This is a genomic window from Sunxiuqinia sp. sy24 (genome assembly GCF_052677165.1).
Genome location: NZ_JBQYLH010000008.1, coordinates 14930 through 39049 on the forward strand (window position 1 = coordinate 14930; position 24120 = coordinate 39049).

The 24120-nt window shown below is 44.3% G+C and carries 19 protein-coding genes; 6 read left to right on the plus strand and 13 right to left on the minus strand.

Annotated elements, in window-relative coordinates; translation table 11 throughout:
- Positions 1-44: 44 nt before the first annotated feature.
- The 3 genes from ACUNWA_RS08595 to ACUNWA_RS08605 are packed head-to-tail and all read right to left on the minus strand — an operon-like array spanning position 45 to position 1826.
- Positions 45-761 carry a tRNA threonylcarbamoyladenosine dehydratase gene (locus ACUNWA_RS08595; protein ID WP_445591485.1) on the minus strand — a complete coding sequence of 239 codons (717 nt, stop codon included), beginning with the start codon at positions 759-761 and terminating at the stop codon, positions 45-47.
- A complete protein-coding gene (locus ACUNWA_RS08600; RefSeq protein WP_445591486.1) occupies positions 754-1410 on the minus strand; it encodes a TatD family hydrolase in 657 nt (218 codons plus the stop codon). The genes ACUNWA_RS08595 and ACUNWA_RS08600 overlap by 8 nt, the downstream gene beginning before the upstream one ends.
- A gap of 2 nt (positions 1411-1412) precedes the next feature.
- Complete coding sequence (locus ACUNWA_RS08605; RefSeq protein WP_445591487.1) at positions 1413-1826, minus strand: threonyl-tRNA synthetase editing domain-containing protein; 414 nt, start codon at positions 1824-1826, stop codon at positions 1413-1415.
- Between the two features lie 117 nt (positions 1827-1943).
- Here ACUNWA_RS08605 and ACUNWA_RS08610 point away from each other — a divergent pair, with 117 nt between their 5' ends.
- Positions 1944-4142 carry a trypsin-like peptidase domain-containing protein gene (locus ACUNWA_RS08610; protein ID WP_445591488.1) on the plus strand — a complete coding sequence of 733 codons (2199 nt, stop codon included), beginning with the start codon at positions 1944-1946 and terminating at the stop codon, positions 4140-4142.
- Positions 4143-4182: 40 nt separating this feature from the next.
- On the opposite strand, the gene ACUNWA_RS08615 is transcribed toward ACUNWA_RS08610, so the two are convergent.
- From ACUNWA_RS08615 to ACUNWA_RS08635, 5 genes are all read right to left on the minus strand, one after another.
- A complete protein-coding gene (locus ACUNWA_RS08615) occupies positions 4183-5592 on the minus strand; it encodes a TlpA family protein disulfide reductase (protein WP_445591489.1) in 1410 nt (469 codons plus the stop codon).
- On the minus strand, positions 5555-6667 hold the full coding sequence (locus tag ACUNWA_RS08620; protein WP_445591490.1) for a hypothetical protein: 1113 nt from the start codon (positions 6665-6667) through the stop codon (positions 5555-5557). Before ACUNWA_RS08620 ends, ACUNWA_RS08615 begins: the two co-directional genes overlap by 38 nt.
- Positions 6668-6741: 74 nt before the next feature.
- The gene (locus tag ACUNWA_RS08625; RefSeq protein WP_445591491.1) at positions 6742-7773 is read right to left on the minus strand and encodes a hypothetical protein; all 1032 of its coding nucleotides are present in this window, start codon (positions 7771-7773) and stop codon (positions 6742-6744) included.
- Positions 7757-8311 carry a hypothetical protein gene (locus ACUNWA_RS08630; protein ID WP_445591492.1) on the minus strand — a complete coding sequence of 185 codons (555 nt, stop codon included), beginning with the start codon at positions 8309-8311 and terminating at the stop codon, positions 7757-7759. Before ACUNWA_RS08630 ends, ACUNWA_RS08625 begins: the two co-directional genes overlap by 17 nt.
- An 11-nt stretch (positions 8312-8322) precedes the next feature.
- Complete coding sequence (locus ACUNWA_RS08635) at positions 8323-8880, minus strand: RNA polymerase sigma factor (protein WP_445591493.1); 558 nt, start codon at positions 8878-8880, stop codon at positions 8323-8325.
- Between the two features lie 266 nt (positions 8881-9146).
- On the opposite strand from ACUNWA_RS08635, the gene ACUNWA_RS08640 reads away from it, so the two are divergent.
- Positions 9147-10031 carry a cation diffusion facilitator family transporter gene (locus ACUNWA_RS08640; RefSeq protein WP_445591494.1) on the plus strand — a complete coding sequence of 295 codons (885 nt, stop codon included), beginning with the start codon at positions 9147-9149 and terminating at the stop codon, positions 10029-10031.
- Between the two features lie 532 nt (positions 10032-10563).
- Positions 10564-11637, plus strand: a complete 1074-nt coding sequence (dinB, locus tag ACUNWA_RS08645; RefSeq protein WP_445591495.1) for a DNA polymerase IV — start codon at positions 10564-10566, stop codon at positions 11635-11637.
- Between the two features lie 9 nt (positions 11638-11646).
- Here the strand turns inward: dinB and ACUNWA_RS08650 are convergent, their stop codons facing one another.
- The 5 genes from ACUNWA_RS08650 to ACUNWA_RS08670 all read right to left on the minus strand — a co-directional run bounded on the left by ACUNWA_RS08650 (position 11647) and on the right by ACUNWA_RS08670 (position 21076).
- Positions 11647-14922, minus strand: coding sequence for a PAS domain S-box protein (locus ACUNWA_RS08650; RefSeq protein ID WP_445591496.1), 3276 nt, complete (start codon positions 14920-14922; stop codon positions 11647-11649).
- Between the two features lie 130 nt (positions 14923-15052).
- Positions 15053-16225 carry a TolC family protein gene (locus ACUNWA_RS08655; RefSeq protein WP_445591497.1) on the minus strand — a complete coding sequence of 391 codons (1173 nt, stop codon included), beginning with the start codon at positions 16223-16225 and terminating at the stop codon, positions 15053-15055.
- Positions 16222-19320 (minus strand): efflux RND transporter permease subunit, encoded by a 3099-nt coding sequence (locus tag ACUNWA_RS08660; RefSeq protein ID WP_445591498.1) that lies wholly within the window; start codon positions 19318-19320, stop codon positions 16222-16224. Before ACUNWA_RS08660 ends, ACUNWA_RS08655 begins: the two co-directional genes overlap by 4 nt.
- 19 nt (positions 19321-19339) lie before the next feature.
- A complete protein-coding gene (locus ACUNWA_RS08665; protein WP_445591499.1) occupies positions 19340-20581 on the minus strand; it encodes an efflux RND transporter periplasmic adaptor subunit in 1242 nt (413 codons plus the stop codon).
- A gap of 75 nt (positions 20582-20656) precedes the next feature.
- The gene (locus ACUNWA_RS08670; protein ID WP_445591500.1) at positions 20657-21076 is read right to left on the minus strand and encodes a hypothetical protein; all 420 of its coding nucleotides are present in this window, start codon (positions 21074-21076) and stop codon (positions 20657-20659) included.
- Positions 21077-21581: 505 nt separating this feature from the next.
- On the opposite strand from ACUNWA_RS08670, the gene ACUNWA_RS08675 reads away from it, so the two are divergent.
- Genes ACUNWA_RS08675 through ACUNWA_RS08685 form a run of 3 tightly spaced genes read left to right on the plus strand, consistent with a single transcriptional unit; the run spans position 21582 to position 24075 of the window.
- Complete coding sequence (locus ACUNWA_RS08675; protein WP_445591501.1) at positions 21582-21812, plus strand: DUF2061 domain-containing protein; 231 nt, start codon at positions 21582-21584, stop codon at positions 21810-21812.
- 6 nt (positions 21813-21818) lie between these two features.
- Complete coding sequence (locus tag ACUNWA_RS08680) at positions 21819-22292, plus strand: precorrin-2 dehydrogenase/sirohydrochlorin ferrochelatase family protein (protein WP_445591502.1); 474 nt, start codon at positions 21819-21821, stop codon at positions 22290-22292.
- Positions 22282-24075, plus strand: a complete 1794-nt coding sequence (locus ACUNWA_RS08685) for an assimilatory sulfite reductase (NADPH) flavoprotein subunit (protein ID WP_445591503.1) — start codon at positions 22282-22284, stop codon at positions 24073-24075. The genes ACUNWA_RS08680 and ACUNWA_RS08685 overlap by 11 nt, the downstream gene beginning before the upstream one ends.
- The last annotated feature ends 45 nt before the right edge of the window (positions 24076-24120 follow it).

A 24120-nucleotide genomic window follows, 5' to 3' on the forward strand; every position in this document is an offset into this window, starting at 1 on the left:
GTTGTTTTGAACGGCATTCCCCCCAAAACCAATGCCAAACTGGTTTATTCTTTCAATAAATCACGGATGACGGCAGAGGCACAAAAACAGCCAAAGATTGGTGGCATGTAGGAGATTGTTCCTACCGCTGATTTTTTGTTTTGTCCTTCTTCTATTCTGACCCGTTTGGGGTCAACTTGTTCGGGCGAGAATATAACTTGTACTCCTTTGCGAACATCCATCTTATTCAGACTTTTACGAATCATTTTAGCTAGTCTGCAATTGTAGCTTTTCGAAATATCGCACTGCTGCACCAGGGCGGGATCAAACTTCCCTCCAGCGCCCATTGAACTAACAATGGGAAGTCCAGCTTGCACGCTGTGATAAATCAGGAATATTTTAGGGGCTAGGGTATCAATGGCGTCTACCACATAGTCATAGTCAGCGTCGTTCAGAAGGTCAATCATGCGCTGGTCTCTCAGGTACTCGTTGACTATCCGCAGATTGAGATCGGGATTGATATCCTTGAAGCGTTCACCCACTATTTCTGCTTTGGGTTTTCCTTCGTTGCTGATAAGTGCTGGCAGTTGGCGGTTACGGTTGGTTTGTTCCACCACATCGCCATCTACAATAGTCATTTGCCCAATGCCTGCCCGGCAAAGTTGTTCGGCTGCGTAGGCGCCAACACCTCCTAATCCAACCACTAAAACATGTGAATTTCGCAATTTCTCCATGTCTTCACCACCCAACATCAGCACTGTACGATCTTGCCATTTAGCCATTTCCAAAAATTCTTTGATAATTATTGAATACCAATTCTTGCAGTTCAGTGACTGTCAGACCAAGAATTTGGGCTGCAAAAATATAAATTGTTTCAATTTTATCAGTACTGTCATCGGTTTCAAAGAAAAGTTTTTTCAATGGTATCTGCTTTAGGGAGTTTGCTAGCTTTTCTTGTCCTTTCAGAAGTTGTGGCCCAAACGAAAAGTAAAACTCGTGTGGCAGAAGCTGCTGGGTAGTTTGTTGATTGCCTTGGTAAGCATGAAGAATCCAGGGAATGGAGGGTGTCCTGTTTTTCTTGATCCGAATGATGTCAGAATAGGATTTAACCACATGCAGAATCAAGGGTTTTTGGAAGCGCTCTGCCAGTTCAACTTGTCGGATGAAGAGCTCTTCCTGTCGTTTTAGTGGTGTTTCAATGGCTCGGTCGAGTCCACATTCGCCAATGGCCCGGATTTGATTGTGTTCAGCGTACATTTCTAGTTTCTGAAGCAAAGGATCCCAATCGGTATTCTGGATATGCCAGGGGTGCAAGCCCGATGAAAAGCTTATGTCAGACTGATTGGAAAAGTCCTCCTGAATGAAATGGTTGACCAATTGGATGCCCCCGTTGGACTGATGATGGTGGGTATGTATGTTAACGAATGGCATATCTAGAGGGTAGCCCAAATACGTGCCAGAGAATACCCTGGCGCATCGATTTTCAAATCCAGGAAATAGCCAAAAGGCGTATGGGTGGTTTCGAAGTCTGCATTTTGCAGTCGCACCTCAGCTTGATCAAACAGCTCTTTGGTGAAGCCTACACTTGCTTTCGACTCCGAAAGATGTGCAAAGGAATGTAAAATGACACGCTTGCAGTTGTTCTTTCGGGCGGTCCACTTCAGGTGGTTGACCAGTTTTTTCTCGCGGCTCTTCACATCTTTCTCCTCATCTTCCTGTTCTACCTGAACAAAGGCTAGAATAGCATCTGTTATCGTATCTCCACTGGTTATGGTTTCCGCTTCTTCCAGGTTTTTTTCGGCTGGCGAATAGCTAAATTCATGAACATACATCACTAAAACTTTCATCGAATTTGTCTTTTTGGATTGATTTCTGCTAGTCAAAATTATCATCTTTCGTGTTAAAACCTTTAATTACGAGCAAGTGTTATTATATTTTTCTATTTTTGATTGAATTTGAATTACATGGCTGGTTACCGACTGATATTTTTTGTATTGCTGATTTGGCTTGCTAATCCCGTTTGGGGACAGCTGTCAGATGGGGGAGTTCCTCTGGATGTCTCCTTCTCTACTTCGCTGAAGAGTAGGTCGGTAGTGGCTTTACCTCCCTTGAACAACGATTTGTTGATGAAAGCGAGCCTGGCCCAATCCGATTCCAACCTGTTAAAACCTTTTCGTTTTGCCGAGCCGCTGCAGGTTTCCTTAAATCCTGAAAATTCGGGACGATGGGTTGAAATGGGTGAGTATCGTGTTTGGCAATTGGTTTTAGTTTCCGATAAAGCCAAGTCTTTAAACTTGCTATTCGACCGCTATAAATTGCCAGCGGGGGCCCGGCTATTTCTGTTTTCGGCTGATCGTTCCGATGTTATTGGAGCTTTTACCTCCATAAATAATCAGGCGCATGGCGCGCTTGCTACGTCGCCAGTGCTTGGCGATCGCTTGGTGGTTCAGTACGAAGAGCCTATAAATGCTGATTTTCGGGGTGAGCTATCGATCAGCCAGGTGAACCACGATTTTGTTGGGATCAAAACATTGAAGTCTGAGCGGCGTCCGTTGGGGCACATGGCAGGAGACTGCAATATCAATGTTAATTGTGATTGGCTGGATGCTTATCGGGACGAAAAAAATGCGATTTGCCGGATCATTGTGAGTGGTATTGATCTTTGTTCCGGAGCTTTGGTAAATAATGTCAAAAATGATGGGACGCCTTATGTCTATACTGCCGGGCATTGTATCTCGACGAATAAAGAAGCCAATGAGTCGGTTTTCCTATTTAACTACGAGTCGCCTTACTGTGGCGAAATTGATGGTGATGCCAGTCATTCGCTCAGTGGGAGTGCCTTACGGGCCATGTCAGATAGCCTTGATTTTAGCTTGGTTGACTTGGGGACAAAGCCTCCTGCAGAATATCGTCCATACTATTTAGGGTGGGATCGCGGGTTAACTGTTCCTGACTCGAGCGTCAGTATACATCATCCTCAAGGGGATGTGAAAAAGGTTTCGATTGATCGTCATGCTCCGAAAGTTAAATCTTACAGTAGAGACTATATTGAAGATGCCTTTTTTTTAATCGGGAATTGGGAAAAAGGAACCACAGAAGGAGGGTCCTCGGGTGCTCCGCTGCTGAATCCAGACAAGTTGTTGGTTGGCTCTCTTACCGGTGGTGCTGCTACCTGTGAACTTCCCAATTCAGATTATTATGAGCGTCTTGGAATCGCATGGGATTATTATCCTCAGGTTAGTAAACAGCTGAAAAGATGGCTTGATCCGGATGATACAAATGCACAATCGATACAAGGCTTTGCGCCATATCAAACGGAGATGTTGTGCGGCGCTTATACCAATTTTAGGGATGTAGATTCGCATGCCAATCTTGAAATCATGGAGGGCGGCGTTTCAAAAGGTTATTGGAGTGGCAATAACAACTATGGTTATTTGGAGTTTGCCGAGCGATTTGAGAAAACGAAAAGCGCTGAAATAGTTGGTGTTTCTCTTGGCGTTGGCGAAGCGTCGCTGGGACAAAAAAATTCAGCAGGCAAGATTACGATTATGGTTTATTCGGGAGATGAATTTCCTGATACCTTGTTGTATGCGCAGGATTTTAGTTTGCAAGCTATTGACGAGGGCGTGATGAACTACCTGACATTTGATGAAAAAGTTGAAACTAGGGGATCTTTTTTTATTGCCTATTCGTTGGAAATGCTGGAAGAAGAAGATGTTTTTTCTGTTTTTCTGGCTGAGCGGGATGTGGATCCATTGAATTCCTTTTTCATTAAAGACGGGAACGAATGGTATACCTATCAGGATAAGACAACAGGACAGGAAGGTTCGGCCTTGCTGATGGAAGTTGTACTTTGCAATGTTGACTCTCTGTTTTCGGGTGATGAATTAAAAGATGTCAATCTTGATTTTGACGTTTTTCCCAATCCGTTTCACAGTGGGCAGGAATTGCTTTTTAAGTTCAAGCAGCCTATTGATCCGTATCGGGTGCAGGTGGTTGATTTGATGGGGCGCCAGGTGAGTGTTCCTTACAATAAACCAGCAGATAATTGGCTTAGTTTCGACTTTGCGGGTTTGGTGCCGGGGAATTATATCATCAATATCCTGGAGCTTCGTCCGAAGAAACAGTATACAAGCAAGGTTATTTACCTGGGCGATTATTAATTCTTTTTGATTTATCTTTCCTATAGTTTATTAAGACTGTTTATAGATTGGACAGCAGCTTTTTTAATGAATCAACGGTCAACTTCTTGGCGATAATCTTTTTATCTCGGTCCAGTAGGTAAATCATCGGGGTCGTGCGAATATTGTAATTAACCTGCATATTGCTCAGTTGATCCGGATCCCACAAATTCAACCAGCCATTAAGCTCATGCTCCGCAATGAAGTGCTGCCATTCTTCCTGATTATCCTGGGTGTAAACGGCCATGACGGAGAGTTTTGATGGATCTGTTTTGAGAAATACCTCCTCAAAAAGCTCAGGTATTTGTTGCTTACAATGGCCACATTCGGGCTCCCAAAAAACGACGACCGTATAAGTCGTGCTTTGTTGGTGCAGACTATGGTATTGGCCTTCCTCGTCGGGTAATAACAGTTCTTTTGCAGTCGCTCCTATTAGGTTGTTTTTTCTGAAATAAACCTCGCGGCGAATAGTTTTTAGGGTTTTTTCGCTGGCCCAAAAGGCTTGTCCGCTTAGGTAATATTTTTCAGCCAAGGCTACAAACACATTTTCCATCCCCAGATAATTCGATTGGATACTGTTGTTTAAAAGAAACGAAACCAGGTTCTGAAAGATTTCCGGCTCGGTTTTGCTGGCCTCGATCATTTCTATGGCTGCAGGAAGAACCGAATCCGGATGTTGGATCAAGACCTTGTTAAAATAGGTCTCCAGTTTGGAATGAATTGTTGGTGTGCGCCACATCCGGGGGTCCAGCCAGTCAAAATAATCCCAGTAGTGTCTTTTATTGAACTGGTACGAGCAAATCCACAGCAAGCTGTCGTTGGATTGTACTTCCGGAGGAAAATCGGCTTTATTTGCAAGCAGTTGGCGGTTGGAAGTCATAAATTTCCCGTAAAAAGAACCAGTTCCTTTTTCGGCTTCCGCTTGCCATTTTTGCTGAATCTCTGCATCCAGTTCCGACAACTGTTTTTTGAGTTGTAGCTCCAATTCTGCGTGTTCTCCGGCTTCGGATAATTTCTTGCGGATGTCTGCAGCCTCCTTTTTTCGGGCTTTCAGGTAATCGACATAAGCTTGAAACCATTCGCTTTCTATGGCATCCTTGATTTGAATCGTTTCATCTTGTTGACTGATTTCCATACGTTGGTCTTCGCCAAGCAAAAAGTCAATTTGTTTCCGGGAATTAAAGAAAAGCACGTAAATTCCCTGGGGACGCAAGTCGTTTTTATGAATGATGCTCTGCCCATGCTGATTGAGCATGAGGGTATCGTTAGCATAAATCTGTCCATTGTAATAGTGGGCTAAAACCACGGTGTCGTTGGGCTGATCCGGGAAACTGAGTTGGAGGGAGAAGGACTGGCTGTAGCCAACTTGAGCAAGGCCAAGCAGAACAAAAAAACTAGATAAGCGCGTAAATCTTTTGAGCATTCTTTTCATTCGAAAATTGGTTTTCCAGCACTTCCTTACGTTGGTCGATTTCTTCTGATGTAATTTCTTCTTCAAACTTTTGTTGAATTAACCGTATCATATCAGCAATATTGTCTGCAAGATAGCAAAGATGACTTAATCCGGTGTTTGAAACCATGGGCGAGTTGGTGATACAATGGCGTCCGAGAAACAAGGAAGCTAGCAGTTTTAGTTTTAAACCCGTCGACTGGAAGGTTGGAATCAGGTTGATTTGTGCATGCTGAATAAGATGATTCATCACCTCCATGTCGGGGTTGCTGATGAGCGAAACATGTGGAATATCGGCCGCTTTTTTGATTAACCATTCGGGAGGGTTTTTCCCTGCAATCATGACCGGCAGCGTAATTTCCGAAAAAATACGGTCCAATAAATAGTTCACTGCTTTTTGGTTTTCATTCACACTGAGATTACCATGAAAAAGAATGTATTCTCCTAATCCACGCTTGGTTTCTACCTTTTTGAAAGGATGAAATGCAGGGATGAACTCAGCCATGCGATAGTGATTTTTAAAATACCGGGTATCGTCGGGCGAAATACTCAAAATACCGGAGGCCATTTTCAAGCGTTTTTCATAACAGCGCAACTTGAGTGCTTCCTGCTCATAAAAATATTTGTGAAACACGTTTTGCTCCGATAGGGCCAAGTACTGGTAATACTGATGCTCGATGTTGTGTGTCCTCACAAGCTTTTTATAAGCTCCAAGCAAGGGGTGGCCGAGGTAATAGCAGGTATGAAGCCCTTCAAACAAAATGGGGACAATTTCTTCCTGCAGGTTTTTCAATAAGCTTCTCGATCGCCTGGTATTGACGATATAAGGGGAGGAGGAAAACAAGTAGCGCAACCCCTTTCTGCGAGGATAGTAATGAACCTGATAGCATAGCCTTTCCAGCTCAACGGATCTTTCCCTTCCGTAGTGAAAACAGTGCAGAATAATGTCGATATCAGCTTGTGCCAGGGATCGGATTTTGTAATACACATCAATAATACCCCCATAGTCGGGGGGATCGGGAATGTTGAAACTAACGATATGTAACTTTTTCTTCATGCGAAGAATAAAAGTAAAAAAAAACCGCAAGTTTTAAACTTACGGTCATTTATTTTTTTTGATGCCGGACATGGTTAGTCGAGCTTTATTCCACCATAACGGCTTCTGATCAGCACCTTCTTGCTGGTTTCTGCTCCAATGTTTCCTTGCAGATAAAAGCTGTGGTCTCTTTTTTCCCGGTTGCCTACAAATTCACTCTCCGGATAGTTCACGTCGCAGTAGTCGCAAGTGGCATCAATGAAATAATCTTGATCGTCCAGTCCTATTTCAATCCCACCATAGCTGTTGGTAATATCAATTTTTTCAAAGGTGTCGGAAACTTCATTCACCCGAACCGATCCATATTGGGTATCCAGAACCAACGATTGTTTGAGTTCCTCAATATCGTAGTTGGTGTATTTGGAGTTGGCCTGTAGGCTCCCTAGTTTTTCAATATTAACCCCATCGTATTTGGAATCCAGAACGAGTGTTCCAAGTTCTTCAACATTTAAGCCCGAGTATCGGGATTCGGCTCCAATGGTTTTCGCTTCACCGATAAACAACTTGGAATAGCGAATTTCAGTTTGCAAATGATTGACTGATTCAATATCTGCTTTGCCATATGATAGCTCCAGATTGATTTTGCTATTCTCCGGGGCTTCCAGGTAGCCGGCAGTCATATTCCCGTAGCTGATGTTGAATGCGCCTTGTGCCGAGAGGTTGTTCAGAATCAGGTTGCCAAACTTATTGGTCACATCCAGGTCGCGGTCGGCCGGAATATTGATGGTATAGTCGATCGAGAAATTGCCTTTGGTTTTGAAGTCATCTTTGATCCGGGTTGTCAGGTTTAAGACGTTTCCAACCCGACGCATATCAATTTCGATTTGATCGAGTAGGTAGTTGGCTTTTTTCTCATTGGCATTTTCTACGGTAATCAGCACATCAACAACTACGGAGTCGCCGCCAAAATCATTAATGGTAATGGTGCCAAACTTGTTGGTGACATCCACTGCCTGAATTTGTGCTTTAAGGTAAGAGGTGTGCTCCTTTTTGGTGTACTCTTCGGCCTGAGCAGTTAGTATGCCTAATCCCAGAAGTAGGATGATGAGTTTAAATTTGAGTTTCATTATGAATCATTTTTTGATGTTTAACTTCTTTTAATTTTTCAATGATCAGGGTAATCACACTCAGTTTGGCCTGGTAATATTCCAGCATGGCATTAATTACCCGTTCGTCGTCCGGATTGGCTTCCAACTCTTTTTGAAGCTGGGCCTGAATCTGGTCAAATTCTTCCAACTCCTTGGTCATCATTTTCTGGTCAGCTTCCGAGATAAAACCATCTTTGCTGAGCTGGTCCCATTCTTGCATGCCTTGATCGATGGACGAGGTAAAGTAATATTCTACTTCACCATATTCGGCCGACACGGAAGCCAGCGTTGGCAGATCGGCCTGTGTTGGCGCCAAATACATCCGCACTTGATTGCCTAGTAACAAAACAAACAGCAGGGAGGCCGCCAGCTGCAAGTAGAACTTGCGGTTGAATCGGTTGCGGTGTTTAAACTCCTTGTCCAGCTTGCTTTCGAAGCGATCAAAGTGTCCCAGAGGCGCATCCTCTTCAAAGGCGTCTTTGTTTTCCCGAATTATCTTCTCCAATAAATCATTCATAGTATCCGGTATTAGTTAATTGAAAAAACTTCATCTTTTAATAAATAGTCACGTAGCTTCTTTTTGGCTCTCAATAGTTGCGATCGTGATGAGGAATTGCTAATGTTCAGAATTTCTGAAATCTCATCATGGTCATAGCCTTCTAATAAATAAAGGCTGAGCACCACCCGATAACCTTCCGGAAGCTTAAAAATGGCCTTTTTTATTTTCTGGATATCCACTTCATGGGTTTCCATCATCGGCGTTTCCATTTCCTCGGCTAAGCGTTCATCCAGTTCTTCAAACTGCACCTTACGCTTTTTTAAGTAATCCAATGAACGGTTCACCACAATTTTTTTGAGCCAGGCTCCAAAACTTACCTGGCCAGAGTAAGTTTCTATTTTTTTGAAAGCACTTAAAAACGCTTCCTGCATCACATCTTCGGCCTCAGCGGTGTTGCCTAACATGCGTAGGCTGGTGTTGTACATCGATTGGTAATAAATCTTATACAACTGGAACTGAGCTTCGCGTTCACCCGCTCTGCAGCGGTCAATCACATCTTGATGAATATTTTTATAAAGTGCTTCCAAGTGTGTTTGGTGTTTCTGATTGAAAGACGACAAGCGTTTTACAATTGTTGCATCAGCTGGTACGAATTACAGCAAAATAATTGTATTTACATTAGGGAAAAGTTCAATATTACTTCTACTCAGGAGTCTTGCATGGCACGCATATGTATTTAATTGCCTGGTAGCTAGTTGTATCTGGTGGTTTGTGCACTCCATTCGACTTTCTGCCTAGGGGGTATTAATTATGGCTATAAACATTAAATTTAATTCAGTTGTTAGGGAGCAATATGGAACATCAGCATACACACAATCGTTTGGGTATTACGATTATCCTGAATGTGATTATAACATTAGCTCAAATTGTTGGCGGACTAATTTCGGGTAGTCTGGCCTTGATATCAGACGCTTTGCATAACCTGAGCGATAGTTTGGCCGTGGTTTTAGCTTACATGGCCAATCGCTTAAGTTCGCGGGAACGGACCGCTAAAAGCACCTTTGGGTTTAAGCGAGCCGAGATTCTGGCCGCGTTTATCAATGCGCTGGTATTGGTCGGGGTTTCCTTTTATCTGATGGTTGAAGCTGTTAAGCGGTATTTCGATCCTGCCGTTATTGACTTCCGATGGATGTTGTGGCTGGGCCTGCTGGGCCTTGTTGCCAATGGCTTTTCTGTCTTTCTGTTGCATGCTCACAAACATCAAAACCTGAATATTAAAGCGGCCTATTTGCACCTGATGGGTGATGCCCTGACCTCAGTGGCCGTTGTTGTTGGTGCGGTATGCATTTGGCTGTGGGACTGGTATTGGATTGACCCCACGGTCACCTTGCTGATTAGCTTTTACCTGCTGTTTAATACCTATCAATTGCTTAAAGAATCGACCGAGATTCTGATGCAGTTTGCTCCCGCTAGCATTTCAACTCACGAGGTTGCTGCCCGCCTGACCGAAACAGCTGGCGTGGCCCGGGTATATCATATTCATATCTGGCGGTTGACCGATCGAACCGTTCACTTCGAAGCGCATGTGCTTATTACGGATGATCTGAAATTGTCCGAAACCGAACCCATCAATCAGGAGCTGGTTCGCATCCTGAAAGACGAATTTGATATTCAGCACATCACCCTGCAGTTTGAATGCAACGGAATGCCGCATCGTCAAGAACCACTCATCCATTAAACACCCGATGTTGAAAGTCTTGCTTGTTTTACATCAAACCACAACCGAATACGATAAAAGGATAAAGCGTTTAAAGTTGAAAGTCTTACTTGTTTTACATCTTATCACAATAAGGCTATATGCCGAAGGAAAACATTCCTATACTCCCGCTTCGGTGGGAGTTTTTATTTTCATCCCCTTCTATTTTCAGGCACGCTTGTTTTTTTCAACTCCATTAATCGGTCGACCGAATTGATCGGCTATACCCATATGATTCACTAGATGTTGAGGAGAGGGTGGAGTAGTCGCACGCGTTATTTTCATTCGAAGCAAAGGTTAACGGGTTGAATTGTTGAATTTAGCATATCGTAATCGAAGTTCCCAGTAAACCTATGTTTATTTCATGAACTGATCATTTTTTGGTCAAAACGGGCCTTGCGGATACATGAACGATCATTTTAGGTGATTTTCGTTCGTGCGATTTAAGGGATAACTGCGGGCTTTTTTTTCTACTTTTGACCACATCAATCAGTCGGTTGTTCAAGTTTGATTTATGGATACTCCGCTACGTAAAATTATACATGTCGATATGGATGCCTTCTTTGCATCGGTTGAGCAGCGCGATGACCCCAACTTGCGAGGTAAGCCGGTGGCTGTTGGCGGAGATCATACCCGTGGGGTAGTGGCCGCGGCCAGTTACGAGGCGCGCAGGTATGGCGTACGTTCGGCGATGCCCTCAGTGGTGGCCAAGCGCAAATGCCCGGATTTGATTTTTGTGCGCGGCAACTTCGATAAATACAAGGTGGTGAGTCAGCAAATCAGGGATATCTTTTTTGATTACACCGAACTGGTGGAGCCGCTTTCATTGGATGAAGCCTTTTTGGATGTGACTTTTGCGCGAAAGGGAAAACCTTCGGCTACGCTGATTGCGCGGGAGATTAAACAGCGGATAAAAGAAACAACTGGCCTGACAGCTTCGGCAGGCGTTTCGTATTGCAAGTTTCTGGCTAAAATTGCTTCGGATGAGAAAAAGCCTGACGGCTTATTTGTGATTACCCCGGAGGATGCCCAGGCTTTTATTGAGCGGCTGGAAGTGCGCAAATTCTTTGGTATTGGTAAGGTAACCGCTGAAAAACTTAATAAGCAAGGTATTTATTTTGGATCCGACCTGAAGCAATTGGCATTGCAGGAACTCACTCGGCAGTTTGGTAAATCGGGGCAGTATTACTACAACATTGTGCGGGGAATTGATGAGCGGCCCGTGGTGCCTTCGCGCGAGCGCAAGTCGCTGGGGGCAGAGCATACCTTTGGAACCGACTACTATTTGCTGGCCGACTTGAAAGAACAGATGCAGAAAATTGAAGATGAGCTTTGGCAGCGCTTGCAACGCGCCCAGAAGTTTGGGCGCACGCTGACACTCAAAGTGAAGTTTGCCGATTTTGAACAAATTACCCGCAGTAAAACCCTGGGACATAAAATTGAATCGGAGCTTGTTTTGCACCAGACTGCCCTTCAGTTACTTCAGGCTGAGGACCCCTATGTAAAAGGGGTGCGCTTATTGGGGCTTACCATTTCCAACTTTGAAGATCCGCAACAGGAAGCCATTCAGCTAACCCTCGATTTCTGAAAAGAAAGCTTAGCAGTCTTTTTGTATTGAAGCCACTAGGGGAAGTTCAAAATAGAAAGTTGCCCCTTTGCCAACAGCCGATTCTACCCAAAGTTTCCCGTTCAGTAAATCGGCGATTTCTTTACAAATAGCCAGCCCCAATCCCACGCCACTGTATCGTCGGGTGCTGGTATCATCGAGTTGGCGGAATCGCTCAAAAATCAGCTCTTGCTTATCGACAGGAATACCGATGCCATCATCTTTAACAGCAAAGGTGATTGTTTCATCAGTTAGCTGGTAACCGAACTCAATGGCACCTTCTTTCGAATACTTAACCGCATTGCTCAGCAGGTTCGTTAGGAGTTGGGTAAGCTTGGTTCTGTCTGTGTTGAGTTCAATTTTATGGCTTTCATCCAGATTAGGGAATACGCCACAAAGCTTCTTATTCTCCTGTTTTTGAAGTTCTCCGTTGAGGAAAAAACGTAGGTCTTTTAGCAGATCGCTGAAATCGAAGGTCTCGGCTTTTACTCTTGCCTGTTTGGACTGAAGCATGGTTAAATCCAGGATAGACTCAATGATCGAGAGCAGATGATTACCACTGTTGTAAATGATTTTACCCATCTCCAACAAATCTTCTTTTGAGATGCTATCATCCATTAGCTGACTAAATCCGATGATGGCGTTTAAAGGTGTTCGTAGTTCGTGCGACATGGTGGCCAGAAAGGCTGATTTCAGATTATTGGCCTGTTCTGCTTTTTCTTTTGCATGGATCAGTTCGGCTTCAGTGGCTTTTTGTTTGGTGATGTCGATTGCAATACCTCGGAGTCCCGACATGGACCCCTTTTCCATTTTAGGGTGAACTGAAATTCGCAGCCAGACTTCCTGCTTGTGTTTGGTATTGGGCTGAAAATCGAAAGGAACACTGTCCGGAGCGTTCAGAAACAGATCAAACTCCTGCTGCATTCTCGAAACATTAGTGGGCGAAACCACAGTCATGAAATGTTTGCCCAGATAGAAATCCGGCGAATAGCCCGTAATCGCTTCAACACTGGGACTCACGTAGCTAAAGTTCCAGTCTTCGTCCAGTTCATAGATGATATCGTTGATACTCTCTACCAGGTTTTGGTATTTCTCCTGACTTTGTTTTAACTCATCGATGGCTTTGATACGAAGCGTGATGTCAAGCAGCGAAGCGACCGACATGTTCGTTTCAGGAATCCGATCGATGTTTATCATAGCATGATGGTGTGTTCCATGCTTGCTGATCAGCGTACAGTCGTATTGCCGGGGCGGATTTTTCCCGGGTTTCCCTCGTTCCTTTTGGTATTGGAGCATCCGGGGAAGGTCTTCAGGCGAAACAAAGTCCATCCACTTAACTTTGTTGTCCAGATCGGTCTGGGTGAATCCCGATAACTGTTTGAACATGTCGTTCATCTGCACAATCTCCTGGTTGTCGTTAAGGATGCAGGTAGCCGTTCCGGTATTGTTAAAAATCGTTTTGTACCAGTTCTTTCGTTCTTTTAATTCCTTTTCGTTTTGCTTGCTTTTCGTTACGTCGCGTGCAATGCCGAGTACCCCAACGAGTTCTTCCTTGGAGTCGAACATGGGAGTTTTAACCGTTTCGAGTAAAGCCTGATGTCCGTCACTGGCAAAGGTGACCCATTCTAAATTGGTTTTTGATTGATTGGCTTGGATAGCTGCCAGATCATTTTTCTTAAACCAATCGGCTTGATTCTTATTCTCGAAATCATAATCGGTTTTTCCGATAATATCTTTTTCTTTCGCTCCAATAAATTGCTCAAACTGGTAGTTACAGTTCAGGTACTTCCCTTGGGGATCTTTTAACCAAATCAGGTCCGGAATCGTTTCAAAAACGGTTTGCAGGTGAAGGCTTTCATTATATAGTTCCAGCTGTGCCTGTTTTTGTTCCGTAATGTCGGTAATCATTCCCAACACGGCGGGACCTTGTTGCAGTTGCAGAATTTGGCCCGAAACTAATCCATTACGCACTTCTCCCGATTTTAGGCGGAAATCGTACTCTTTGTTTTTGACAAAGCCGACACGATGCAGCTCCCGGAGATATTCATCCCGTTCGTTCGGGTTGGCCCATAAGCCAATATCAAAGGTCGAGTGATTGAGATATTCCTCCTTGCTCCATCCGGTAACTTCCTCAAACCGATAATTGGCTTCAAGGATTCGGCCGTTTTTGTCAGCCGTTGAAAGCAACATCAAAGAGTTGCTGAAATGGAACGATTGTTTAAACTTTTCTTCACTTTCCTGTTGGGCTTTCTCTGCTTTCTTTCGGGCAGTTATATCGAGAATATAGCCTTCTATCGTGTCGATTTCGCCAGCTTGATTCTTAACGCCAACTCCTTGCTCCCAAAACCACTTTTCTTTTCCTGATTTGGTTCTGATCCGGTACTCTACGGTGAATCGTTCGTTGTGGTGAATCGCCAGGCTAATTTGTTGCTCGGTATGTCTCAGGTCTTCCGGATGAATGAGATCGATAAAAGCCAGGTCGCGGTTCATGAGCAGTTCGTCGGCCTGGTAGCCTGTCATAGAATACACCATCTTGCTTAAAAATAACATGGTGTAACTAGCATCAGCGCGACATTGATAAACAATGCCATGCAGGTTTCCTAGCAAGGTGGATAACTTTCGGTTGGCTTCCCTGAGTGGATTTTCCACGAGATCCTGAGCGGCAATATCGATTAGTGAAACATAGACTTTGCTATAGTTCTTTGAATGATTTTCATCGCTTACCCATCTCATCAGGTAATAGGCTGCCTCTCCATTTGATTTCAGAACAGAAATCTCGGTGACGAGCTCTTTTTCCTGGCGTTGAATCGTTTCTAGTTTCTTTATAATACATTGGTAGCCGGAAGGGTGAAAGAGATCTGATAAGGTTGAAATCTCTCGGTCATCCATTCGTAAGTTCGCTGCAGCCTGATTGTAATTAATAATCCGAACCTGCTTGATTAGCGCAAAGAATTCCTGTGGATGCTGATCAAAGTAGTCTTGCAGATTGGTAATCCCTTGCTTTTTTAGCTTTGCAATTCGTTTATGTGCTTTGGAGTAATCTTGTTCCCAAGCAGGAACCGAAAGCGCATTGAGGTTCTCGAAATCAGTAGGCTCAAATTCGCTTTCGGTTTGAAGCATGGTTGATTTTGGCTGCTCCTTCCTGTATTGATGCAGTTGCTTTTCAAGCATGGCATTTTTCAGCGTCTGCTCTTCCAGTTGCTGCTTCAATTGTTGTATCTCTTCTTCCTTGGTTCGTCGCTCAAGCTCTTGAGTATCCTTCCACATAATCCTTCTCCTTTTTTCAGTCACAAAACAGTGATACACGAAATTAGGGGCGCCAAAATAGAGATATTATTTCAATTCATAGCAGCTAAATAGTCATCCTGTTCGGAAAAAGTATTTGTAAACCTGGTTTTCAGAGTCGAAAGGCTTGCAATTGAGCTAGTGACCTGTAATAGTTCTTTTCAATCTCTAAATAGCTATCCATGGTTTCGTAATAAAAAGCCAATTCATTGAAATAATCAATTACTGACATTTGTCCCATAAGCAGGGCTTTATCCAGAAACCGAACATTGGCAGCTTCTTTCAGTGTCTGTTTGTACTCCTTTCGAATTTTGTCGAATTCTGTTGCCTGCCGATACAATTTGGTGGATTCATTCAGAATAGCGGTAATTCTGGCCTCGTAGCGATTGGTTTCGTACAGCGCTTGTGCCTGTGCGTGCTCAACCTTGTTTTTATCCTTCCAGAGCGGGATGGCAATCCCTGCTTTGATTCCACGGTAGGTTCCGTCCGGATCTTGTTCACCTTCATAGGAAATCTCCAGGTTGGGCAGCCAGTTATTGCGGGCCAGCTTGACGTTCATGGCTGCAATTTTTTGTGCTTGTTTCAGGTAGCGAAGCTCGGGTTGTTGATCTTGAACTTCTTCTATCAGGGTGGCTAATGGCGGCAGATCCTGCTCTGCAAGCAGTGTTTGCTTTTGGGAGGTCAGTTCATTTCCGGCCAGTAATTCCAGTTCCTGTCGTGTACTTTCAATCGCCTGCAGCAGCAGCTGGTAGTTGCTCTTGATCTTTAAATTCTGAATGCGTGCTTTATTGACATCCAGCACGGAGGTATTGCCCTGCTCAAATTTGGCTTGATACGACTGGTATAGTTGGGTGGAATGCTCCAGCCGACTTTCATATTCAGCCTTTTGTTTCAGCAAGAACAGATAATCGTAAAACTTGAGCTTGGCTTCCAGTAGTTTATCCTGACGAAAGATTTGGTACTCAAAATTGCTCAGCTCACCCCGGTTGGTCGCGAGCTTCTTTCGAATGGCATAAACGGTAGGAAAGTCAAACGACTGGCTGATGCCATAAATTGTTTTCGTTCCCATAGCATCGTTACTCCCAGGAAAATGACCATATTCGATGGTCGGATTATCGGGGGTGAGGCCGGTTTGAAAACCGGCTTTTTCAGCATCAGCCAGTTTTCGTGCAGCTTGTAATTCCTGATTATTCTGTTCCACCAACTGCAAAAAATCGTCTACCCCTTGTTGGGCTGGTGCAGCTAGTGTTATGAAACTTAATATCGATAGGATGAGGATCTTCATAATTCTGATTTAATGTCCTGTTTTTTCTGAAATAAGTAATAAATAATGGGCACGATGTAGCTATTCAGCAAGGTTGAACTCAACAATCCTCCTAAAATAACAATGGCCATCGGACTTTGAATTTCGTTTCCGGGTTTGTCGCCTGCCAGCGCCAGTGGAATCAAGGCTAAGGCAGCAGTTAATGCCGTCATTAGGATTGGATTGAGCCGATCGGCTGATCCTTCGATGATGCGCTCTTTTAAGCTTACAATCTGGTTGGAAAGCGACTGGTAACGCGAGATCAACAAAATGCCGTTTCGGGTAGCAATTCCAAACAGGGTTATAAACCCGATGATGGATGGAATGCTGATCACTCCTGAACTTAACCAGATGGCAATCACTCCGCCAATCAAGGCTAGTGGGAGGTTAAGCAGAATAATTAGTGCCAGTTGCGTATTTTTAAATTCGACGTAAAGCAGTATGAAGATAATCAGAAAAGCACCTAGGGAGGCAATGAGTAGGATGCGCGAAGCCTCGGCTTCACTTTCAAACTGACCGCCATATTCAACATGGTAGTTCTCTGGAAGCTGAATGTGCTCATCTATCCGATCCTGAATATCGTTGACCACGCTGCGAACATCGCGGTCGGCCACATTGATAGCGACTACGATTTTGCGCATCACATTCTCGCGTCCAATTGTATTGGGACCAAAAGTAGATCGAATGTCGGCCACATAATAGAGCGGGATCTTTTGTCCATTGGGCGTGTCGATTAAGCCATTCCGAATAGCTTCAATCCGGTCGCGGTATTCATCATCAAAACGAAGCACGAGGTTGAAGGCTTTTTCATTTTCGAAGACATCCGATATTTTTTTGCCGGCATAAGCATAATCCACAAATTCCAGAAGCTCATTGATCGAAATGCCATAGCGTGCCAGCATTTCCCGGCGTGGCTTAATTTGTAGCTGTGGGATCTCGATTTGTTGCTCAACACTTAAATCGCCAATGCCTTCAATATCCTGAATCTCGTCGCGGATTTGGGTCGCCAGGCGAAAAAGGTCGTTCAGGTCTGTTCCGAAAAGCTTAATGGCAATGTTGGTTTTTGATCCCGAAAGCATGGCATCAATCCGGTGACTAATGGGTTGTCCAACTTCAACGGTGATTCCTTCTATGCTGTTGAGCCTTTCCCGTACATCGCGGAGGAATTCTTCGCGCGAGCGGTCTTCCAACTGATAGGGAGCATCAATCTCTGAAACATTGACCCCAAAGGCGTGTTCGGCCATTTCGGCCCGGCCTGTTCTTCGGGCAACGCTGGTAATTTCAGGAATCTTAAGTAGAAGCTCTTCGGCTCTGGTGCCTATCTTGTTACTTTCTTGCAGGTTAATACCAGGCATGGTGGTGGTATTAATGGTCAGCGAGCCTTCGTTGAATGGAGGAAGGAAGCTTCGTCCAAAACCGGAAAGCAGCAGCAGTGTAAGTATAAATAGAGCGAATGAAGCCCCCATGACGGTTTTACGATAGCGCAAGGCTTTGTCTAGCGTGGTCGTATAATAGCGTCGTAAAAAGCGTTCGACACGGCTACCGCGGGCTTGCTTTTGCAAACGTTTTTCATTGGTGAGCAAGAAACTGCTGAGTACCGGAATAACAGTCAGCGCCACAAAGAGCGAGGCAAATAGCGAAACAATGTAGGCGATGCCAAGCGGTTTAAGCATGCGCCCTTCCATGCCCGACAGGAAAAATAGCGGAACAAAAGCGACGATGATAATTAAGGTGGCATTAAGAATAGAGGCCCTGATTTCAACGGATGCTTTATAAATGACCTTAAAGACAGGGCGTTGGTCTGCTTTCTGTAACAGGCTGTTTTCACGCAAACGTTTAAAGACATTTTCCACATCAATGATGGCATCATCGACCAGCGAACCAATGGCAATGGTCATTCCGCCCAAGGTCATAGTATTAATGGAGATTCCCATCCATTTCATCGCCAGAATAGCAACCAATAAGGAAAGAGGGATGGCCAGTACGGAGATGAGTGTGGTTCGGAAGTTCATCAGAAAAACAAACAAAATAATGACCACAAAGATACCGCCTTCGATCAGGGCTTTCTGGACATTGTTGACAGAGGTCTGAATGAATTTGGCCTGCTCAAAGATATCGGTGTGAATGCCAACATCATCCGGGAGCGTTTTCTTCAAATCGCTTAAGGATGTATTGATTTTTTCTGTCAGCTCCAGTGTATTGATATTTGGTTGCTTGGTAATCGTCAAAATGATGGCTTCGTCAGCACGATAGGACCCATCTCCAATTTTTGGCGTTGCTCCGATTTTGACGGTAGCCACGTCATTGACTTTCACCGGCATCTCATCGTTCATCTTTACCAGGTTGTTTCCAATTTCTTCGGTGCTGTTGCTTCGTGCAATGCCCCGAATAAGGTATTCCTGTCCGTGTTCATTCAAAAAACCACCGGAAACATTCTCGTTAGAGAACTGGCAGGCTTCAATCAATTCTGAAAAGGAAACTTCATGAAAAGCCATCTTTAAGGGATCGGCCAATACCTGAAATTCTTTTAGCTCGCCGCCAATAATAGCCACCTGGGCAACTCCTCCTACCGAAAGCAGGCGTGGACGAATATTCCATTCGGCCAGGGTACGCAAGTCCATGGGAGATGTTTCATCAGCGGTAAGGGCAATCATCATGATTTCGCCCATGATGGATGACTGCGGGGCTAGGGTGGGAGAGCCCACTCCAGTGGGCATCTGGTCAGCAATGGTTGCGAGTTTCTCACTCACAATCTGCCGGGCATTGTAAATGTCCATGTTCCAGTCAAATTCAACCCAAACGATGGAGAAACCCATGGCCGAAGAGCTTCTTACGCGACGAATATTGGTTGCTCCGTTTACTGCGGTTTCAATCGGAAAGGTTACCAGACGCTCTACTTCTTCGGGAGCCATGCCATTGGCTTCGGTCAGTACCACTACCGTTGGAGCATTCAGATCTGGAAAAACATCGACCTCCATCTTAGTGGTTACAAAAATTCCTGCGCCGAGAATAAGCGTCGTCATGATCAGCACGACCAACCTATTCTTCAGCGAATAGTCTATAATTTTATTCAGCATAATCAATCAGTTGATAATATTAGTGTTGGTGCCCATGTGACGGCAGAGCACTCGACATGGAAGCCAGTTTTATCAGGTAGGGGTTTTTGGTTGCGACGTGATCGCCAAAATTGAGCCCTTCCAAAATGTGGTAATTTTCACCGTCATTGCAGTCGATAGTCAGGTAATTTTTCTGAAATTCTTCACCTTCTTCGGCAAATACATAGTAACGGCCAGCTTCTTCGAGCAAAGCAGATTTGGGAACGACAATGGCATTGGAAATCGCAGCTGTCTTTAAATAAATTTCAACAAAGGAGCCGGCAAGTAAATTGCCTACATTGTCAACTTCAAAATAGACCGGAGTAAATAAGGAGTTATCGCCGGTTGTTTTGCCATAGGAAATTAGTTTCCCGTTTAAATCACCGGTTTTATGCAGTTGTTCATCGTAGACGGTGATAAAGTTGGCCGATTGAATTTGAGGAAGCATGGAGAAATACCGTTGCGGTACATCGGCTTTTACCACCAATCGTTTGTTTTTTGTGATTCTGACCAAGGCCTGTCCGGTGCTTACATATTGCCCTTCCGAAACCAGAATATCCTTAACAAAACCACCGGATGAGGCCGTGATGTTTTGACCTCCTGCCGAATAGTTCTGTTTCACAATTTCGAAGTTGTTTCTTGCCTTTTCAAAAGCCATTTTAATATCAGCCAACTCTTTATCCGAGGTTATTTTATCTTCATTCAGCACTTGTGCCCGCTCGTAGTTGGCCTTGGCTGTTTCGTAGCTGGTTTTCAAATCCATGAACGTGTTTTCGATGTTGTCATGGATCATTCCTTTTCCGGAAATGGTGACCAGTTTTTCTCCGGAACGAATCGCTTTCCCGGGGAATAGCGATTTGTTCCCAAAAACAACAATGCCATCGTGGGTGGCGGTCAGGGTGATTTCATCGCCTTGTGCCGGCATGATTTTTCCACTGCAGTGAATCACTTCCTGAAAATGCTGTGGTTTGATTTCGATAATCCCATAGGATCTATCATCTTCGTGTGCATGCTCTTGCTCTCCTTCATTATCAGCATGCTCTCCTTCACAGGTGCTATGGTCGTGTTCTTCAGCTTCATGATCGTGCCCCGCATGTTCGTCGGTTGGGGCGTCATGGTCATGCCCTTCATGCTCTTGTGCTGTTGGCTCTTCCTGATGGTTATGCTCTTCTGGTTTATGGGTGCACGCTGACGCCCAAAGTAGGTAACCCATTACTAAAATGGGAAATACTAATTTTTTCATGATTAGGATATTAAATCGTTCTTTCAGTTGCTACTGAAAATGAATAGAATGTAAGTGAAAATTGATACGGGAGAATTATCCTAGCATGGGAGGGCCGCGCGAAGCCGTAAGGGTAAAAAAGCAAAAAGAATACTGATTTGACCACGAATCATAGTGTGTCTGTTGGTCTTCAGGAAAAAGGTAAATGAGTAAGACGATGCTGGCCAGGTAGCTGTGATTCAGGACCAATTTAGAAATAGATGTTGTAGCTACCGTTGTGAAATGACAGCCTTGGCAATTTTCGTGTTGATGCCCCGATTGGCATAGTGCTATGGTCTGCGAGTAATCTGCAAACAGGATGTGCTCGTTCGCAGTGACCTTGGTTTCATGGCTGCACTCTTGTTCGCAACTAAGTTTTTCGGAGTGATGGTGATGGGGAATGACGCTGTGCCCTATGATCACCAGCATGGCTATCCACATAAATAAGGCTCCGATATGTTTACTCGTTTGAATCATTTAATTGATCTGCTGCACAAAAATACATTTTTCATTTAAATAGAAAAGGATTTTGATAGTTTCCTCGCTTGTGGTTTTTTATGTACAGCCTTTACTCGCTTTAGATTGATTTTATCGTGGAAGAGGAGGATGAATGGAAATTTCGAGTTGACAGAGGACGCAATGTTAATTTTAAATAGAATCCAAATATAGTTGGTATTTAGTGTGTTATGCGTCTCAAGGCATTTTTATTTAGAAAAATACTTGTAAATCTTTTATTTTTTGAAAGATGTAATTACTTTTGACTCGAATTGGAAAGCAAGAATAGCGCAATGAAAATCCATACTTCTGTATATAAAATGATGATGACAGCATGTACCATGATGATGTGTATGTGTTGCAATGCTTTTATACAGAAGGGGGAAAAGATATAGTTTGACTATACGTTAAAGTAACACTCATAAAAAAAGCCCTTCTGTACAAACAGAAGGGCTTTTTTTATGTTCAAATTTTACATCCAAGGAGTATGAGAGAGAAAGCTTATCGCAGTGTGGTTAAAACCATTTCGTGGAGAACGGTGGGAACAATTGATACTATCATGATTGCCTGGCTGGTGATTGGCCAGTTGGAATTTGCAGTCACCATTGGCGGAATTGAATTGTTTACCAAAATGGTTTTGTACTATTTCCACGAACGCACCTGGAATAAAATTAAGTTTGGACGGATGGATGACTCAGACATTGAATATCAAATCTAAAAGAGCATGAAACAGAATTTTTTACCTATCGCACTGAATATTTCCGGAGAGAAAATCCTGATTATTGGAGGAGGGCAATCGGCCTGGAGTAAGATGCAGATTCTGAAACGGTTCGACGCTGAGCTGGAAGTGGTGGCCTTGGACATTTGCGATGAGATTAAACACAGCGATGTCCCTTTTAAAATTAAGGCCTACGACAAGGCCGACTTGGCTGGTTATTTAATGTTTTACTCGTGTACCAATAATCCCGAACTGGATGAGCAGATAGCCCGGGATGGCAAAGAAGCTGGCGTGTTGGCCAACATTCACGATAATCCGGCACTTTGCCAGTTTGTTTCGCCGGCGATCTACCAGAATGACACGGTTCGTGTAGCTGTCAGTTCCAATGCGAAAGATGTTTATGCTTCCATTCGAACCCGGAATGAGATTAAAGAATTTTTAGAATCAAAAACAGATAAAGACCAGAACAATGAGTATTAAATTATCTCCACTAAACGACGTTCAACTGAAAGCGTTGGAGCAGCTCACTCAGGGCATTCAGCCTGAACAGGCCATTTGGTTGAATGGCTATTTTCAAGGCCTGGCGGGAGCTGTCAGCACCGGGCTGACAAAGACTCAAACCTCTCAAGGGTTAGTGTCGGCAAAGGCTGTGGACAAATTCCCCTTGACCATTTTATATGGAACGCATACCGGACGGAGCCAGGCCTTGGCTAAGGCACTTTGCGAGCAGGCCCGTGCACAAAATATAACATGCCTTTTAAAGCCGATGGACGACTATAAACCCAAGCAATTGAAAGAGGAGAAGAATTTGCTGGTAATTGTAAGCACTCATGGAGAGGGCGAACCTCCCGAAATGGCTGAAGAATTTTACGAGTTCATCACTGGGAAGCGGGCTCCCAAATTGAATGGGCTGAATTATGCTGTGCTGGCCTTGGGTGACAAAAGCTACAAGCTGTTTTGCCAAACCGGGATTGAGATTAAACAGGCCCTGCAAAAAGCCGGAGCTAAGGAGTTGGTGCCCTTGGTGAAATGCGATGTTGATTATGAAGACGATGCTGCTCAGTGGACTCAAAATGTGCTTGCAGCCTTAGGTAAATTGCAGCCTCAGGCTCCAGTTTCGACTGCACCGTCAGCCGATAAGTCATCTGAAGTAGTGTATTCAAAGAAGAATCCGTTCCGGACAACCGTACTGGATAAAGTGCGGATTACCGGGCGCGACTCGGACAAGGAAGTGTATCACCTGGAGTTTGCCTTGGAAGGTTCCGGTATTTCCTACGAACCGGGCGATGCGCTTGGCGTGATTGCTCAAAACCCACCTCAGCTGGTGAAGGAAATCATCAAAAGCCTGGGGGTAATTGATACGGAAGTGGTTGAAACCCGCGTTGGAAAACTCTCCTTTAACGAGGCCTTGGAACACCATTATGAAATAACCTTGTTGACGCGTGATCTTATTCAGAAATATGCTGAAAAGACCCAGAACAAAAAGGTTAAAGCCATTGTGGAATCTGACGAAAAGCTGGATCAGTACCTTTATGGGCATGATGTGCTTGACCTCCTTCAGGAGTTTCCGGCTAGGCTGACCGCTACTGAATTTTTAGAGCTGCTGCGTCCGCTGCCACCACGGCTGTACAGCATTTCGTCGAGCCAAAAGGCAGTGGAAGATGAAGTGCACATCACGGTGTCGCGTGTTCGCTACGAAAACAAGGGACGTCAGCGTTACGGTGCTTGTTCCACCTTTCTGGCTGATCGGCTGGAAGTGGACGACCAAGTGCTCATCTACATTGATAAGAATCCGAATTTCCGCTTGGCTGAAAATGGGAAGCCAATTATTATGGTTGGTGCCGGAACAGGCATTGCTCCTTACCGGGCTTTCTTGCAGGAACGCGAATCGGGCAACCAGAAAGGAAAAAGCTGGCTGTTCTTTGGAGAGCGACGTTTCTCGTCCGATTTTCTGTATCAGCTTGAATGGCAAAAATACCTGCAAAAGGGCTACCTCGAAAAAATTGACTTGGCTTTCTCGCGTGATCAGAAGGAGAAGGTTTACGTTCAGCACAAACTAAAAGAACAGCAAGGAGAACTGTTTCGCTGGCTTGAAGATGGTGCCAGTTTTTACTTGTGTGGCGACATGAAATACATGGCCAAAGATGTGCAGATTACCCTGTTGGACATCATCAAAACACAAGGGGGAATGACCGATAAGAAGGCCCGTGCCTATTTCAAAAAGCTGAAGAAGGAAAAACGATTTATGGCCGATGTATATTAAGAAAACGAACCCATCAACGAAGTCTCCTGCAACAGAACCAGGACG

Excerpts from the sequence above, each read along its gene's own strand:
- ACUNWA_RS08625 (WP_445591491.1), bottom strand. The coding sequence starts at position 7,773 with ATGAAACTCAAATTTAAACTCATCATCCTACTTCTGGGATTAGGCATA.
- ACUNWA_RS08605 (WP_445591487.1), bottom strand. The coding sequence starts at position 1,826 with ATGAAAGTTTTAGTGATGTATGTTCATGAATTTAGCTATTCGCCAGCC.
- ACUNWA_RS08675 (WP_445591501.1), top strand. The coding sequence starts at position 21,582 with ATGAGAGAGAAAGCTTATCGCAGTGTGGTTAAAACCATTTCGTGGAGA.
- ACUNWA_RS08680 (WP_445591502.1), top strand. The coding sequence starts at position 21,819 with ATGAAACAGAATTTTTTACCTATCGCACTGAATATTTCCGGAGAGAAA.
- ACUNWA_RS08630 (WP_445591492.1), bottom strand. The coding sequence starts at position 8,311 with ATGAATGATTTATTGGAGAAGATAATTCGGGAAAACAAAGACGCCTTT.
- ACUNWA_RS08660 (WP_445591498.1), bottom strand. The coding sequence starts at position 19,320 with ATGCTGAATAAAATTATAGACTATTCGCTGAAGAATAGGTTGGTCGTG.
- ACUNWA_RS08650 (WP_445591496.1), bottom strand. The coding sequence starts at position 14,922 with ATGTGGAAGGATACTCAAGAGCTTGAGCGACGAACCAAGGAAGAAGAG.
- ACUNWA_RS08615 (WP_445591489.1), bottom strand. The coding sequence starts at position 5,592 with ATGAAAAGAATGCTCAAAAGATTTACGCGCTTATCTAGTTTTTTTGTT.
- ACUNWA_RS08620 (WP_445591490.1), bottom strand. The coding sequence starts at position 6,667 with ATGAAGAAAAAGTTACATATCGTTAGTTTCAACATTCCCGATCCCCCC.
- ACUNWA_RS08665 (WP_445591499.1), bottom strand. The coding sequence starts at position 20,581 with ATGAAAAAATTAGTATTTCCCATTTTAGTAATGGGTTACCTACTTTGG.
- ACUNWA_RS08655 (WP_445591497.1), bottom strand. The coding sequence starts at position 16,225 with ATGAAGATCCTCATCCTATCGATATTAAGTTTCATAACACTAGCTGCA.
- ACUNWA_RS08600 (WP_445591486.1), bottom strand. The coding sequence starts at position 1,410 with ATGCCATTCGTTAACATACATACCCACCATCATCAGTCCAACGGGGGC.
- ACUNWA_RS08595 (WP_445591485.1), bottom strand. The coding sequence starts at position 761 with ATGGCTAAATGGCAAGATCGTACAGTGCTGATGTTGGGTGGTGAAGAC.
- dinB (WP_445591495.1), top strand. The coding sequence starts at position 10,564 with ATGGATACTCCGCTACGTAAAATTATACATGTCGATATGGATGCCTTC.
- ACUNWA_RS08610 (WP_445591488.1), top strand. The coding sequence starts at position 1,944 with ATGGCTGGTTACCGACTGATATTTTTTGTATTGCTGATTTGGCTTGCT.
- ACUNWA_RS08685 (WP_445591503.1), top strand. The coding sequence starts at position 22,282 with ATGAGTATTAAATTATCTCCACTAAACGACGTTCAACTGAAAGCGTTG.
- ACUNWA_RS08640 (WP_445591494.1), top strand. The coding sequence starts at position 9,147 with ATGGAACATCAGCATACACACAATCGTTTGGGTATTACGATTATCCTG.
- ACUNWA_RS08670 (WP_445591500.1), bottom strand. The coding sequence starts at position 21,076 with ATGATTCAAACGAGTAAACATATCGGAGCCTTATTTATGTGGATAGCC.